Genomic DNA, 14,531 nt, shown 5'->3' with positions numbered 1-14,531 from the left:
CTGAACTCGGCCCAGCTTCGCGCTAGGAAGCAGACGTAAGGGCGTCGAACAATGACCCCACGAGGAGGACGCCCATGCTCCGCTTGAGCCACTGGATCGACGCGCTGAACGAGCGCATCGGCAAGCTCGCCGCATGGGCGATCGTGGCTGCGGTGATCGTGTCCACTCTGAACGCGATCGTGCGCAAGCTGTTCGGCACCTCCTCCAACGCCTGGCTCGAATTGCAGTGGTACCTGTTCGGCGCCGTGTTCATGCTGTGCGCCGCCTGGACGCTCAAGGACAACGAACACATCCGCATCGACATCGTCTCGAGCCGCCTGTCGAAGCGCGGGCGCGACCTCGTCGACGTGTTCGGGCACCTGTTCTTCCTGCTGCCGTTCCTGGCGGTGATGATCTGGCTGACGACGCCGTTCTTCCTGAATTCCTTTAACTCCGCCGAGGTCTCGACCAATGCCGGCGGCCTGCTGATCTGGCCGGCCAAGGGCCTGATTCTCCTGGGCTTCGTCCTGCTCGGACTGCAATGGCTCTCGGAGCTGATCAAGCGCCTGCTGATCCTGTCCGGGCGGATCGAGGATAGGACGAACGCGGGCGGCCACCACGCCGCCGCGGAATCCGAGGCCGAGCGCCTCGTGGCGGAACTCGCGGGCGAGCCGGCAAAGGCCGCCTTCGCGGCCGATCCGCAGGCGGGTCCGAAGCCTGCACCGAACCTTGCGTCCAAGTCCGTGCCGAAGCCTGCGTCCAAGTCCGTGCCGAAGCCCTCGCCGAAGGCCTGACCGACCGACACCCCGGCCCCCAGTCCTCACACGCATCCCAGTCCTGGCACCCACCCCAGTCCTCGCACCCACCCCAGTCCTCGCACCCACCCCAGTCCTCGCACCCACCCCAGTCCTCGCACCCACCCCAGTCCTGGCACCCACCCCAGTCCTGGCACCCACCCCAGTCCTCGCACCCACCAAGGTCCGATGTTCGCCGAGTTGATCGCCCACAACCTCGCGCCGATCATGTTCGCGACGCTCGTCGTGTTCCTGCTCCTCGGCTACCCGGTCGCCTTCGCGCTCGCCGCCAACGGCCTGCTGTTCTTCGTGGTCGCCGTCGAACTCGCGCCCTACGCACCGGACACGATCAGCCTGTCCTGGCCGTTGCTGCAGGCCCTGCCGGAACGTGTGTTCGGAGTCATGTCGAACGAGGTGCTGCTCGCGGTCCCGTTCTTCACCTTCATGGGGCTGGTGCTGGAACGCTCCGGTATGGCCGAGGACCTTCTCGACACCATCGGGCAATTGTTCGGGACCATCCGCGGCGGTCTCGCCTACGCGGTGATCTTCGTCGGCGCGCTGCTGGCCGCCACCACCGGCGTGGTCGCGGCCTCGGTGATCTCCATGGGGCTGATCTCGCTGCCGATCATGCTGCGCTACGGCTACGACCGGCGCCTCGCCACCGGCGTGATCGCGGCCTCGGGCACGCTGGCGCAGATCATCCCGCCCTCCCTGGTGCTGATCGTCATGGCCGACCAGCTCGGCCGCTCGGTGGGCGACATGTACGAGGGCGCCTTCGTCCCCGGTCTCATCCTCTCGGCCATGTATGCCGGCTACGTCCTCCTGGTCACCCTGATCTGGCCCAAGGCCGCCCCCGGCCTGCCCAAGGACGCGATCGGCTTCCGGGAGGAGAACGGCGCCCGCGGCGTCTGGCAGCTGGGGGTCCTGGTCCTGTTCTCCGCCGCGATCGGCATGGCGGTGATGACCCAGACCGGCACCAAGGGCGGAGCCGATTACGTCATCCTGACGATCTGCATCGCCACCGTGGTCGCCCTGGTCTGCGCAGTGATGAACCGCTTCCTCGGCGCGCAGCGCATCGTCCCCTCCGGGCTCCTGGCCGCGGGTCTCGTCGCGCTCAGCCTCTATCTCCGTGCCATCGATGGCGGCACCTGGGGCCTGCTCGCCGAACTGGCCGCGGCGGGCGCGCTCTATGCCCTGGTCGTCGGGCTGGTCGAGCGCCTGACCGGCCTGCGCCTGATCTCGCGCATGGCCCAGCAGGTCACCTTCGTGATGGTGCCGCCGCTGCTGCTGATCTTCCTCGTGCTGGGGACGATCTTCATCGGCATCGCGACGCCGACCGAGGGCGGCGCCATGGGGGCGCTCGGCTCCCTGGTGCTCGCCGGCATCAAGCGGGTCCTCGACCGCAACCCGGCGCGCCTGAACGTCGGTCTCGTGAAGCAGGCGACGGAATCGACGGCCAAGCTCTCGACCTTCGTGCTGTTCATCCTGATCGGCGCGCGCGTGTTCTCGCTGACCTTCTACGGCGTCAACGGGCACGTCTGGGTCGAGCACCTGCTCACCAGCCTGCCCGGCGGCCAGATCGGATTCCTGATCTTCGTCAATATCCTGATCTTCCTGCTGGCCTTCTTCCTCGACTTCTTCGAGCTGGCCTTCATCATCATCCCGCTGATCGGGCCGGCGGCGGACAAGCTCGGCATCGACCTGATCTGGCTCGGGGTGATGCTCGGGGTGAACATGCAGACCAGCTTCATGCATCCGCCCTTCGGCTTCGCCCTGTTCTACCTGCGCTCGGTCGCCGCCAAGGTGCCCTACCTCGACCGCGTCACCGGCAAGCGCATGGAGCCGATCACCACCGGGCAGATCTATTACGGGGCGATCCCGTTCGTGATCATCCAGTGCATCATGGTCGCCCTGGTCATCCTCTTCCCCGGCATGGTGACGCACTACAAGTCGAGCGGCACCAAGGTGGATCCCGCTGCGGTTCAGCAGCAGCTCGACAACCTGCAGGGACTGGGCGCCGGCTCTGGCGACGATGCGCCGCCGATCGATCTGGGCCCCCCGAAGATCGAGTGAGCAGGCCCGCAGGCTGATCGGTTCGGAGAACCGCACCCGCGTTCACAGAGTGCGACCCGGAAACACACGGAGGAAACCATGAAGAGACGCGAATTCCTGAAGAATGCCGGGCTCGGTGCGGTCGCCGCGGGCACGGTCGCCGCACCTGCCATCGCCCAGTCGGCGCCGGAGGTGCGCTGGCGCCTGAGTTCCGGCTTCCCGAAATCCCTCGACACGATCTACGGCGCGGCCGACGTGCTCGCGAAGTTCGTCTCGGATGCCACCGACGGCAAGTTCGTGATCCAGCCCTTCGCCGCGGGCGAGATCGTCGGGACCTTCCAGGCCGCGGATGCGGTCAGCAACGGCACCGTCGAGATGGTCCATACCGCCGGGTATTACTATGTCGGCAAGGATCCGACCTTCGCCATCGGCGCCGCCGTTCCGTTCGGCCTGAACAGCCGCCAGCAGAACGCCTGGCTCTACCACGGCGGCGGCAATGAGATCGTCAACGAGTTCATGGCCAAGCAGAATATCTACGCGCTGCCCGGCGGCAACACCGGCACGCAGATGGGCGGCTGGTTCCGCAAGGAGGTCAAGACGGTCGCCGACCTGCAGGGCCTGAAGATGCGCATCGCCGGCATCGCCGGACAGGTCATGGCCAAGCTCGGCGCGGTTCCGCAGCAGGTCGCGGGCGGCGACATCTACCCGGCACTGGAGCGTGGAACCATCGATGCCGCCGAGTGGATCGGCCCCTACGACGACGAGAAGCTCGGCTTCAACAAGGTGGCGCCGTTCTACTACTACCCGGGCTGGTGGGAAGGTGGCTTGACGCTGCATTTCTACATCAACAAGGCCAAGTGGGAGAGCCTGCCGAAGAACTACCAGGCCATTCTTCAGGCCGCCGCCATGGCGGCCAATGTCGACATGCTGGCCAAGTACGACGCCAGGAACCCGGCCGCTCTGCGCCGCCTCATCGGCACGGGGGCGCAATTGCGGCCCTATTCGAACGAGATCATGGAAGCCGCCCTGAAAGCGACCAACGAGGTCTACGCCGAGATCTCCGCAAAGAACCCGGACTTCAAGAAAGGCATCGACAGCCTGCGCGCCTTCCGCGGCGAGGAATATCTCTGGTTCCAGGTCGCCGAGTATACCTATGACGGATTCATGATCCGGAACCGAACCAAGAACTGACCCCGGATCGGGCCGACGCGCCCATCGCGACGCAGCGATCGAGTTGTCCCGGGTCCTGATCCTCCGGTCAGGACCCGGGACGCTTCGCCACTCCAACCTCACGATCCTGCGCCGCAGCGGCGCGGGGATCGTTCGCCAGACGGATCGGCTCGCCGTGCGGGGTGGCGGCGGCGGCCCGTGCGAAGGCGTCCCGGCGCTCCGCGAGGCGTTCGGGCGCGGCGATCCCGCGCGCCGCGAGCAGGCCCTCGAGGGTCGCGAGCCAGGCGGCATAATCCGCCCCCTGCCCGGTCCGCCGCGTCTCTGCCCCCAGGGCCTCGGCCCATTCCGTCCAGTCGAACAGCCCGCGATCGTGAAGCGCCACCACGAGGGCGAAGGCCTGAGCCTCCCAGGGCTCGGCGAAGACCGGGGCGGCCGCGTCGTCCAGGGGGATCCGGTCGGGACCCCTCATGCGGTCGGCATCCCTCATGCGGTCGGCTCCGAAGCGACGGGTTCCAGGTAGCTCTCGAACGCGTTCACCGAGACGGCGTGGCCGGCTTCGGCTTGATCTCCCCACAGCTCGCGGCCGGAGAACCGGACGGTGTAGAGCCATTGCGGCGCCTCGCCGGCGAGCCGCGCGTTCGTGTCGGGAAAGACGAAGCCGCCATGCACCGTTTCGACGGTCCCGAGTCGGCCCCGCACGTAGCGCGGCAGGCGCGTATGTCCGACCGGATGGAAGTTCCGGGCGCGGACGCGGTCGCCCACCGAGAAGCGCGCGGGCTCGGGAACCGGCCGGTCGCTCGGGAAGCCGCGCCCGAAGAGCGGCGCCACCTCGGGTCCCCGAAGCACGCGCTCGACCGGGGCGGCCGGCGTCGTGATCGTGCCGGTGGACAGTTCCTTCGCCGTGGCGAGGCCGTGGGCCTGGACCTGGCGCTCCAGGGCCTTGAGCCAGATCGCGTAATAGCTGGAGGTGAGGTATTCGCCCGGCGGCAGCGCCTCGCGGGCGGACCGGCTCGCATCGAGGGTCCAGGCGCGGCAGAAGCCCATGGCCATCGCGAGGCCGAAGACCCGCTTCTCCCAGGGGGCATGGAAGCGCGGCTCGTCCGCTTCGGCCGCCACGGGACCGAACCCGTGGAGGCCGCCGAGATCCTGGCCCCCGTTCATGCGCCCACCTCCGGCAGGCCGGTGCCGATCATCGCATCCCGGGTGACGAGGGCCGCGAGCGCCGCCTCGTCGAGGGCTTCCGTCCCGGCAGGGCGCATCGGCAGCACCATGTAGCGAAGCTCGGCGGTGGAATCCCAGACCCGGATGCGCTGGCCGGCGGGCAGGGTCAGGCCGAACTCGGCGAGCACCGCACGAGGCTCGATCACGGCCCGCGCGCGGTAGGGCGGCGACTTGTACCAGACCGGCGGCAGGCCGAGCACCGGCCAGGGATAGCAGGAGCACAGGGTGCAGACGACGAGGTTGTGCGTCTCGGGCGTGTTGGCGACCACCACCATGTGCTCGCCGCCGCGCCCGCCGACGCCGAGTTCGCGCATCGCCGGGGTGGCATCCGCGAGCAGGCGCGCCCGAAAGTCGGGATCGACCCAGGCCCGCGCCACCACGCGGGCGCCGTTATGCGGGCCGACCTGGGTCTCGTAGGTCTCGATCAGCGCATCGAGGGCGGCCGGGTCGACGTAGCCCTTTTCCACGAGGACGGATTCGAGAGCGCGCACCCGCAGCTCCATCGGCGAAAGCGCGCTTCCGTGATGGGCCGCATGCGGGTGGTCTCCCTGAGAGTGGTCCGAATGCGGGTGGGCATCGTGATCGTGGGTTTGCGCCATGCTCAATCTCCGGGCTGCACCTTACGGGCAGAATCCGCGACCGTCATGATCCGCGACCGTCATGATCCGCGACCGTCATGATCCACGCCCGTCATGCGCACTCCACGATCGGCGCCTCCCGGGTTCGCGCGCTGTCCCGCCCGTGGCGAGCCCGGCAACGATCGCCGAGGCGCTCAGGCCGAGAGCCGCTCCTCCGACAGGCCGAGCGAACCGGCCAGGAAGGCGCGCGCGCGGCTGACCCGGCTCTTCATGGTGCCGGTCTGCGTGCCCACGAGGGTGGCCGCGGCCTCGTAGGTCAGGCCCTGGCCTGCCACGAGCAGCAGGGCCTCGCGCTGCACGGGCGGCAGCTTGGTGAGGACGGACCAGACCTTCTGCAACTCGATGCCGTGCTCCTGGGAGGGCAGCGCGATCATCTGGGCGGCCGCGGCCCCATCGGCATCCTCGACCTCGCGCCGGGCCTTGCGGCATTCGGTGTAGAACTGGTTGCGCAGGATGGTGAACAGCCACGCCGTGAAATTGGTGCCGGGCTGAAAGCGGTGTTGGTGCGTCCACGCCTTCAGCACCGTCTCCTGCACGAGATCGTCGGCCCTGGATGGCTGCACCGCCAGCGACTTGGCGAAGGCGCGCAGGCCCGGAAGCGCGGCGATCAGGTCGTCGCGGAAGGTGGAGGTCGCGGCCGGACTCTGCCGAGACAGAGTCGCCTGGAGCTGGTCGATGAGGTCGAGGAGGCGCTGGGGCGGCGCGTCGTCCAGGCTGGCAGCGTAGAAGGTCTGCAACTCGCGGCTCAGGTGGTCGCGCAAGGCCGGGGGCAGGCCGGGCCGGGTGTCGGACACGGCATCCATCCGGCACGCTACGACCTTCCGACCCGAGGGCCTCTCACCACCTGGCACCATGGCCTTCTCCTCTGCCGCCCGCGACACCCTCCCGGGGTGTACAGTGAATACAATATGGCACTCTCAGGCAACTCTCAAGATCGGACTTGGTCCGGAATCGACCAGGAGGAACCGCCTGCGACCTGGGTCGGTCCCGCTGCCCCTGTGCCGATGCGCCCCTTTCCACCTCAGGGCGCGTGGCTTATGGCTCGCGCATGCCACGCGGTGTGTCCTACCGGATCGAGGACAGGTTGGACGGCCTGTTCGATGTCGTCGTCACGCTCGACCCGGGCAAGGTCTTCCGGCGTGCCGGCAGTGCCTCACGCGCCGAGATCGATCAATGGATCGAAGATCTCCGGGCGCTGATGGCGGCAATCGGTGCCCCGGTCTCACCGGCCGACACCGCATCGATCGAGACCCCCGGGGTGGTTTCGAACGCCGTCCACCCGGCGAACGATAGAGACAGCTGAGGGGCTGGCTCAAGCGAGGCCCTGTCTTAAGCGCCGAACTGGCGCGAGGTCCGGTGCGCCCCGGAGGGCCGCAGGCCGGGATGCCTCAGGCGTCCGCTGGCCCGGCCGTCTCGTCGCTCTGGAACAGGATCCCGTAGGTAATCGGATCATAGAACCGCATCAGGCTCTGGACGAGGTCCTTGGGATCGACGTCGAGCGCTTCGGCCCAGGCGCGGTAGCGATCGGGCGGAATCCGTCCACGCCCCGTCTCGAGCTGGGAGATGAAGGTGTAGTACTCGGCGCCGACGAGGTTCGCGAGCTGCCGCTGTGACAGGCCGCGCGCCTCGCGCAGCTCCTTGAGATAGCGCCCACCCTCCCGGCGCAGTTCCAGCACGCCCTCGGAATCCAGGCGTTGGTGATGAGCGTACACGAGAGGCGGCCTTCCCGGATGCGACGGCTGAGCGACGCTCAGCTTGTACAGTGAAGTTCATATAGGTGAACACCGGCCGCGAAGTCCAGACGTTAACGCTGTTGGCCGAAAACCGCCGCCGCCCGTACGCCGGGCGGGTTCGTGGACGCGCAACGGGTTCCTGGGCAAAATACCGGTTTTCCGGCAAGGTGCTTGGAAAGATTCCAGTCTGCGCTATGGTCCGCTCAAGCGTTCGCACTCGGACCTGGCGTAGAGACGGAGTCGATGCACCGGATGCAGTCCCAGGGTGCGCTGACGAAGGACCCGGCTTTGCTGAGCGGGATACGTCGGCCGAGTGTGGAGCGTCCTGTGCAGAACTCGGGCTCGGAAGTGTTCACCGTCGCTGTCGTTGCGAAACGTCTTCGCCAAATTTCTCGGCGGCCCGCTCCCGTCGTCGCTTCCCGCCCGGTGAGCGCGCGCGATGAGCGATGACGCGGTGCGATCGATTCTGGGCAACGGCCTCCGGGCGATGCGACCGGTGCTGGCGACGGCCGTGCTGTTCGGCTTCTTCATCAACCTGCTGCTCTTCGTCAGCCCGCTCTACATGCTTCAGATCTACGACCGCGTGCTGCCCAGCCGCAACGAGACGACGCTCGCCGGCATCACGCTGATCGCCGCCTTCGGCCTGGCCGTCTACGCGGCGTTGGAGATGCTGCGGTCGCGCCTGCTCGTGCGGGGCGGCATGATCTTCGATCAGCAGATCGCGAACCAGATCTTCGATGCGGCCCATCGCGGGACCTTGCTGAGGCCGGGCGCCCAGCACGAGACCGCCTTGCGGGACGTCGACATCCTGCGCGAATTCCTGACCGGGAGCGGCATCCTGGCCTTCTGCGACCTGCCCTGGACGCCGATCTTCCTCGTCGCCTGCTTCGCCCTGCATCCCTGGTTCGGCTGGATGGCCTTCGTCGGCGGCGGCACCATCCTGGCGCTGACGCTGCTCAACGAGGTCGCCACGCGACGCCCTCTCCAATCCGCCAACCAGGTGTCCCGCGTCGCTGGTCAGCAGGCCGGGGCGACCTTCCGGAACGGGGAGGTGCTGCAGGCGATGGGCATGCTCGCCGCCATGCGCACCCTCTGGCGCTCCCGCCACGACGAGGTGCTGAGGCTCCAGGCCCGGGCGAGCGACCGGGCCGGCATCATCATCGCGGCAACGAAGTTCATCCGCCTGCTTCTGCAGATGCTGGTCCTCGGCGCCGGCGCCTACCTCGCCATTCACCGGGAGATCACGGCGGGATCGATGATCGCCGCCTCGATCATCATCGGCCGCGCCCTCACGCCGATCGAGGGGGTGGTCGGCAACTGGAAGAGCTTCACGGGCGCCCGGGCCAGCTACCGCCGCCTCGCCGCCCTGCTCGCCGTGGCCGGCCCCGAGCCGCGCCGCCTCGCCCTGCCGCGCCCGCGCGGATTCATCGAGGCCACCGCCCTGTCCGTGGCGGCACCGGGCGCCTCCCGGCCGATCCTGAGCGAGGTGGCCTTCACCTTCGAGGCCGGCAGCGTCGTCGGCATCATCGGCCCCAGCGCGGCGGGCAAATCCACCCTCGTCAGGGCGATCACGGGCCTCTGGCCCCTCCTCGCCGGCAGCGTGCGCATCGACGGCTCGGACCTGCGCCATTGGGACCAGCAGGAACTCGGCCGCCACGTCGGATACCTGCCGCAGGACGTGGAGTTGTTCGAGGGAACGGTGGCGCAGAACATCGCGCGCTTCGATGCCGGCGACGATGCGGCGATCCTGGCGGTGGCTCAGCGCGCCGGTTGCCATGAGCTGATCCAGGCGCTTCCCGACGGGTACAACACGGTGATCGGACAGGGGGGACACGGATTGTCGGGCGGCCAGCGCCAGCGCATCGCCCTGGCCCGCGCGATGTACGGCGACCCGAGCCTGATCGTTCTCGACGAGCCCAATGCGAGCCTCGACCAGTCGGGCGAGGTCGCGCTGATGCGGGCCGTGGCGGACCTGAAGGCGGCCGGGACCACCATCGTGATCGTGACCCACAAGCTCAGCCTTCTGACGAACGCCGATCGGGTGCTGGTGCTGAATGGCGGCACCGTGCAGACCTTCGGACCGGCCGAACAGGTCCTCGGGCAGATCGCCGGTCCGCGCGCGGTGCCCACCCGGGTGCCGGCATCCGGCAGTGCCGCGCTGCCCGAACCGTGTCGCGCCCTCGACGCGCAGCGGAATGCGGGGTGAGCGATGGCCGAGGCCCGGATGACGACCCCGCTCGCAGACCCCGTGCTCGTGTCCCCGGCCCGCGCCCGCAATCCGGCCGGGATGACCGACTGGCGCTGGTACGCGGCGGCCGGTTACACCCTCATCCTCCTGACCTTCGGCGTCGTCGGGACCTGGGCGGCCTTCGTGCGGCTCGACCGGGCCGTCATCAGCCCCGGGGTGATCGTCGCCGAGGGCAGCCGCAAGAGCGTCCAGCATTTCGAGGGCGGGATCGTCCAGGCGGTTCTGGCGAAGGACGGGCAGGCGGTCCGGGCCGGTGATATCCTCCTGCGCGTCGACCCGCTGCAATCCCGTGCCAGCGCGGACCTGTTCCGCAGCCAGCTCGATGCCGCCCTGATCCTGGAGGCCCGGCTTCGGGCCGAGCAGGACCAGGCCGCCGAGCCGGCGCTGCCCCCCGAGATCCTGGAGCGGCGGACGGACGGTCCCATCGCCCACATGATCGCCGACCAGGCCAGCCAGCTCGCGGAGCGGCAGGCCTCGTTCCAGCTCCAGCTCTCGCTCACCGAGGCCAAGGTCACGCAGCTGAACACGGAGATTTCAGGCCTCGCCGTCGAGAAATCCGCGGTCGAGCAGCAGGTCGCCCTGATCCGGCAGGAATTGGAAGGCCTGCGCAGCCTGCGCGAGAAGGACCTGATCCCGCTCTCGCGCGTCCTGATGATGGAGCGTGAGCGGACGCGTCTCGAAGGCGTGATCGGGCGCTCGGTCGCGGAGACGGCGAAAGCCCGGAACGGCATCAACGAGGCCGGGATGCAGGCCGCGCAGCTTCGGCAGAAGCGCCAGGAGAACCTGACGGCCCAGCTGCTCGAGACGCGCCAGAAGATCGTCGAGCTGCGCGAGAAGCTGGTCGTGGCGCAGGACGTCCTGCGCCGGCACGAGGTTCGCGCGCCCTCCCCCGGTGTGATCCAGGACCTGAAGGTCTACACGATCGGGCAGGTGATCCGCTCGGGCGAGCCCCTGATGGAGATCGTGCCCACGAGCGACCGACTGGTGGTCAGCGTCCAGTTCGCGCCGAACGACCTCGAATCCGTCCATGCGGGAATGCGGGCGGAGATCAAGTTCCCGGCCTTCCAGAGCCGCCGGATGCCGGCGATCTTCGGAAGCCTGACCACCGTCTCCCGCGACCGTCTGATCGACGACCGGACGAAGCAGGCCTATTTCGCCGGCACCATCGAGATCGACGACCGGGCGCTGCCGGACGACGTGCGCCCGCGCCTGATCGCGGGCCTTCCCGCCGAGATCGTCGTCTCGGCGGGCGAGCGCACGGCGCTCGACTACCTTCTCGCGCCCTTCTTCGACGCAGTGGGACGCGCCTTCCATGAACGATAGGATCGGGTTGATGGTGACGTGCGCGCAGGTGAGGTCCCGATGAGTGCGGTCATCTCGTTGTTCCCGCCGGCTTCGACGCGCCGGGGCGGCTGGTCGCAGCAGGAACTCGCGGAGTTCTACCGGGTCGAGGCGGCGCTCCTGCGGGCCGGCCTGTCCATCGCCAGCGAGCAGGGCCTGAGCGACGAGGGCGATCCCTGGTTCGTCTTCTGCCGCCCGGACGGCGACGAAATCATGCATTTCGCCCGGATCGACGGCAGCTACCTGATTGCCTCGGAGGCCCTCGACGGTCTCGCGCGCGGGCGGGATTTCCGCGCCCTCATCAATCACGTCGCCCAGCGTCATCCCGAGCTTCTGCCGATCCCGAGGGCCGGCGATGGCACCCGCCTCGCCGTCCATCCGGCCGCCCTGCTCGCCGCGCTGGTCGCGGCCGCGGCCTTGAGCCTGTCGCCGGACGACGCCTTCGCGAGCGAGGGGCCAGCCCCCCTCCCGGGCCTCGCACCGGCCGGGAGCGCGGGACCCGACGCGCATCTCGGCTCGCCGGACGTGACGCGAACCGGGACTTCCGAGGAGCGGGACGGCCATCGCAAGCACGCCGACGCCATCCTGCTCTCGGCCATGATCTTCGCCGCCAACGCGTTCACTCCGGATTCCGCCGAGGCCCGCACCGGCCCGGATCTCCTCTCCGGAGCGTCGGCGGACGGCGCTCCCGGGTTCGGAAGCCGCGGCGAGTCGCTTCAGGGTCCTGTGGCCGACGAAGCCGGACGGGCCGCGACCTCGGGCGGACCGCTTCCCGCGCGCGCGGGCGGACCCTCGGGCAGCGGCTCCCCTGTGGCGGCCGTCGAGGCCGGCGGCGCCCCCGGGCGCCACCAGGATCTGCCGGAGCTGGCGAAAGCCCCGGGCCCCCAGTTCGGCCGGGACTTTGGCCAGGATCTGGGCCGCGAGGCGGATGGCCTGGCCCGACGACAGGCCGCGCCGGCCGGCGACGCGTCGCGGACGTCGCTACAGGCCGAGACCAAGGCGTCTTCCGGTGCGACCGAGGCGGATGCGGCGCACCGCACCGCGACGTCGGGCGCGCCGGGACCGGCCTCGGAGGGGGCCGCCGGCGCCCCGGCGGCGGCCGCCGGAGCGGAACCGGGAACCGGGCCGGTCTTCTCGCTGGAGACGGCGACGCACGAGGGCTACGCTCCGGCTAAATCCGCGTCGGCGCCTAAGGCCGCGACGGGCAGAGGCCCGGATCGCTCCGAGACCGCTTCTTCCCAGTCCGTATCTTCCCAGTCCGTATCTTCCCAGTCCGTGGCCGCGCAGACCGAACGGGGCGAGTCGGGCCGCTCCGATGGGTCATCGGAGAAGCGAGGCTCCGGCTCGGACAGCCGAGGCGAAGACTCGGACAGCCGTGGCGCCGGCTTGGACAGCCGTGGCGCGGACTCGGAGCATCGCGGCGAAGCCTCGGACAAGCGGGGCACCGCGTCGGAGACGGGCAGCGCGACCGACCCGGCCGCCGCAGGGCGGGGACAGAAAAACGCGGACACGGGTCGGTCCGCCCCGACCGCCGACAGCCCTCATTCGCCGGACCGCGATAACGGCTCGTCCGGGTCGTCGCAGCAGGCGGGTTCCAAGGCACCCTCCTCGTCCTCATCCTCATCCTCCGGCGACCGAGATACGCCCGACGCCGCATTGTCGAAGACCGCCGAAGCGGGTTCGAGCGCCGAGCGGAACGCCGCCTCCGACAAGCACATTGCCCAGGACCCAAGCCACAGGCAGGCCGCCTCGGCAGCCGAGTCGGAGACCGGATCGTACGCCCAACCCGACACGGGTGATCGGACATCCGCCGAGGCGGGCCAAGGCCAAAGCGAAGGCCAAGCCGGGTCCGCCCGCAGCGCGGGCGGCGGAGCGTCCGAGCGTGGCGCTTCCGGCAATGGCCGGGCCGAGGCTGGCCGGGCCCAGGCTGGCAGTGCCGGCGATGGCGACCCGGACGGCGTGACGCTGCGCGGGTCGGAGGCGCACGCCAGCACCGGGTCCGAGGCGCCATCGCGCGGTGCACCCGGTTCGGCCGGGGCGGCCCACGCGCAGGCCGAGACCGGAGCGGCCGCCGACGCCGCGACCGCCAATTCTGCCAAGGGCGAGCGAGCGGATGCACACCCCTCTGGCAGCCACGCCGCACCGATGGCTGCCGAAGCGTCGTCGCACGCCAAGGTCAAATCGGCTGGGTCGGACTCGTCATCGGCCGGTTCCGCGACCGGCGACCCGGAGGAGCGGCATACCGGGACGATGGCGGACGGCACGGCATCTTCGCACGCACCGGCGGAGTCTTCGTACGCATCCGCAGCATCTTTGCATGCATCGGCGGGGTCTTCTCACGCTTCGGCAGGCGCTTCGCACGCATCGGCGGAATCGTCGCGTGGATCGGATGGCGACCACCCGGCCCCCGCCGGTCCGTCCGGCCATTCGGAGGCTGCAGCGAGAGGCGCCGAGGCTCCGAAGGCCGATCCGGCTTTCGCCACGGCGTCACCCGCCGCCGGGCACGGCGCCGACGAGGGGGCGGCTTCGACCCAAGACGACCTTGCCGCGCACGGCCACAGCCACGCGGCCACACCGAGGACGATGCCGTCGGAGGCCGCGTCCGCGCATTTCGCTCCGGAGGCAGAACTCGCTTCGGAGACGGGACCCACACCGCCGGCTCCGGCGGGTCAGGCGCCGGGCGCCAGCGCCAAGGCACCCGGTCACCTCGACGATTCGGGCTCGGGCGCCGGCGCGGCGCAGGATGCCACCCTCACGGGAACCGGCGACACGGCTGCCGACCGGGGGGCTCCGCACCCCGTGGCGAGATCTTCGGCGATCGACGGACACGGCCAGGGCGCATCGGGGACGGCTCCGGACCAGCCGGCCGCCGCGGACCCCGCGCCCGAACCTGCAAGCCCCAGGTCATCGGCACAAGAAGACACCGGCAAGGCACCGGGGCACGACACCGGCAACACGGCAGCCCACAGCCCCGGCGACGCGGCGGCCCAAGACACCGGCAAGGTGCCGGTGCAAGACACCGGCAAGGTGCTGGCGCAAGACACCGGCAACACGGCAGCCCACAGCCCCGGCGACGCGGCGGCCCAGGATCAGGCGTCTCACCTCAAGGACGCGAATCCCCCGAAGCCGCTCGCCGCCAGCGTCGATGACGGCGGCAACCTGGTGTTTTCCGCCCCGAGCCCGGATGCGCCGTCGCCGGCATTGGGCCACGCGCCACCGGACGATCTCGGACACGCCAAGATCGGGCTGGTGGGCATTCAGGATCACGGTGGGGCGCACCACCTGGATTTCCACACCTGACCGGAACGGTGGGACACCGTCGCCTCAGCCGCTTCCGACAAGGGGCGTGGTGCCG

At 69.7% G+C, this 14,531-nt stretch carries 12 protein-coding genes; 7 read left to right on the top strand and 5 right to left on the bottom strand.

What is annotated here, in order from left to right:
• Positions 1-74: 74 nt before the first annotated feature.
• The 3 genes from ASF60_RS11245 to ASF60_RS11235 all read left to right on the top strand — a co-directional run bounded on the left by ASF60_RS11245 (position 75) and on the right by ASF60_RS11235 (position 4,016).
• Entirely contained in the window at positions 75-773 is a 699-nt protein-coding gene (locus ASF60_RS11245) for a TRAP transporter small permease subunit (RefSeq protein ID WP_082507878.1), read from the top strand.
• A gap of 189 nt (positions 774-962) precedes the next feature.
• A complete protein-coding gene (locus ASF60_RS11240) occupies positions 963-2,846 on the top strand; it encodes a TRAP transporter large permease (RefSeq protein WP_056184452.1) in 1,884 nt (627 codons plus the stop codon).
• Between the two features lie 78 nt (positions 2,847-2,924).
• Positions 2,925-4,016, top strand: coding sequence for a TRAP transporter substrate-binding protein (locus tag ASF60_RS11235; RefSeq protein ID WP_056184449.1), 1,092 nt, complete (start codon positions 2,925-2,927; stop codon positions 4,014-4,016).
• Positions 4,017-4,083: 67 nt separating this feature from the next.
• Here ASF60_RS11235 and ASF60_RS11230 read toward each other — a convergent pair whose 3' ends face one another.
• The 4 genes from ASF60_RS11230 to ASF60_RS11215 form a co-directional block, all read right to left on the bottom strand.
• Positions 4,084-4,464: a nitrile hydratase accessory protein gene (locus tag ASF60_RS11230; protein ID WP_056184507.1), complete on the bottom strand. Its 381-nt coding sequence runs from the start codon at positions 4,462-4,464 to the stop codon at positions 4,084-4,086.
• Between the two features lie 14 nt (positions 4,465-4,478).
• Complete coding sequence (gene nthB, locus ASF60_RS11225) at positions 4,479-5,156, bottom strand: nitrile hydratase subunit beta (protein ID WP_056184447.1); 678 nt, start codon at positions 5,154-5,156, stop codon at positions 4,479-4,481.
• Positions 5,153-5,815, bottom strand: coding sequence for a nitrile hydratase subunit alpha (gene nthA / locus ASF60_RS11220; RefSeq protein WP_056184444.1), 663 nt, complete (start codon positions 5,813-5,815; stop codon positions 5,153-5,155). The genes nthB and nthA overlap by 4 nt, the downstream gene beginning before the upstream one ends.
• 173 nt (positions 5,816-5,988) lie before the next feature.
• Positions 5,989-6,657 (bottom strand): sigma-70 family RNA polymerase sigma factor, encoded by a 669-nt coding sequence (locus ASF60_RS11215; RefSeq protein ID WP_056184443.1) that lies wholly within the window; start codon positions 6,655-6,657, stop codon positions 5,989-5,991.
• Between the two features lie 281 nt (positions 6,658-6,938).
• Here ASF60_RS11215 and ASF60_RS11210 point away from each other — a divergent pair, with 281 nt between their 5' ends.
• A complete protein-coding gene (locus ASF60_RS11210) occupies positions 6,939-7,157 on the top strand; it encodes a hypothetical protein (protein WP_200940953.1) in 219 nt (72 codons plus the stop codon).
• An 85-nt stretch (positions 7,158-7,242) separates the two neighbouring features.
• Here ASF60_RS11210 and ASF60_RS11205 read toward each other — a convergent pair whose 3' ends face one another.
• Positions 7,243-7,566 carry a helix-turn-helix domain-containing protein gene (locus ASF60_RS11205; RefSeq protein WP_056184440.1) on the bottom strand — a complete coding sequence of 108 codons (324 nt, stop codon included), beginning with the start codon at positions 7,564-7,566 and terminating at the stop codon, positions 7,243-7,245.
• Positions 7,567-8,026: 460 nt separating this feature from the next.
• Between ASF60_RS11205 and ASF60_RS11200 the strand changes: the two genes are divergently transcribed.
• Genes ASF60_RS11200 through ASF60_RS24370 form a run of 3 tightly spaced genes read left to right on the top strand, consistent with a single transcriptional unit; the run spans position 8,027 to position 14,476 of the window.
• Positions 8,027-9,793: a type I secretion system permease/ATPase gene (locus tag ASF60_RS11200; protein ID WP_056184438.1), complete on the top strand. Its 1,767-nt coding sequence runs from the start codon at positions 8,027-8,029 to the stop codon at positions 9,791-9,793.
• Between the two features lie 18 nt (positions 9,794-9,811).
• Positions 9,812-11,158, top strand: coding sequence for an HlyD family type I secretion periplasmic adaptor subunit (locus ASF60_RS11195; RefSeq protein WP_056184502.1), 1,347 nt, complete (start codon positions 9,812-9,814; stop codon positions 11,156-11,158).
• A gap of 39 nt (positions 11,159-11,197) precedes the next feature.
• Complete coding sequence (locus ASF60_RS24370; protein ID WP_056184435.1) at positions 11,198-14,476, top strand: hypothetical protein; 3,279 nt, start codon at positions 11,198-11,200, stop codon at positions 14,474-14,476.
• Positions 14,477-14,531 lie beyond the last annotated feature (55 nt).

It is taken from the genome of Methylobacterium sp. Leaf113, assembly GCF_001423325.1.
Classification (GTDB): domain Bacteria; phylum Pseudomonadota; class Alphaproteobacteria; order Rhizobiales; family Beijerinckiaceae; genus Methylobacterium.
Note: the sequence above shows the minus strand (reverse complement) of the source record. Positions and strands in the feature narration are given on the sequence as shown.

Bases quoted from the DNA above. Each gene is read 5' to 3' on its own strand.
- ASF60_RS11215 (WP_056184443.1), bottom strand. From the start codon at position 6,657: ATGGATGCCGTGTCCGACACCCGGCCCGGCCTGCCCCCGGCCTTGCGC.
- ASF60_RS11230 (WP_056184507.1), bottom strand. From the start codon at position 4,464: ATGAGGGGTCCCGACCGGATCCCCCTGGACGACGCGGCCGCCCCGGTC.
- nthA (WP_056184444.1), bottom strand. From the start codon at position 5,815: ATGGCGCAAACCCACGATCACGATGCCCACCCGCATTCGGACCACTCT.
- ASF60_RS11195 (WP_056184502.1), top strand. From the start codon at position 9,812: ATGACGACCCCGCTCGCAGACCCCGTGCTCGTGTCCCCGGCCCGCGCC.
- ASF60_RS11235 (WP_056184449.1), top strand. From the start codon at position 2,925: ATGAAGAGACGCGAATTCCTGAAGAATGCCGGGCTCGGTGCGGTCGCC.
- ASF60_RS11200 (WP_056184438.1), top strand. From the start codon at position 8,027: ATGAGCGATGACGCGGTGCGATCGATTCTGGGCAACGGCCTCCGGGCG.
- ASF60_RS24370 (WP_056184435.1), top strand. From the start codon at position 11,198: ATGAGTGCGGTCATCTCGTTGTTCCCGCCGGCTTCGACGCGCCGGGGC.
- ASF60_RS11245 (WP_082507878.1), top strand. From the start codon at position 75: ATGCTCCGCTTGAGCCACTGGATCGACGCGCTGAACGAGCGCATCGGC.
- ASF60_RS11240 (WP_056184452.1), top strand. From the start codon at position 963: ATGTTCGCCGAGTTGATCGCCCACAACCTCGCGCCGATCATGTTCGCG.
- nthB (WP_056184447.1), bottom strand. From the start codon at position 5,156: ATGAACGGGGGCCAGGATCTCGGCGGCCTCCACGGGTTCGGTCCCGTG.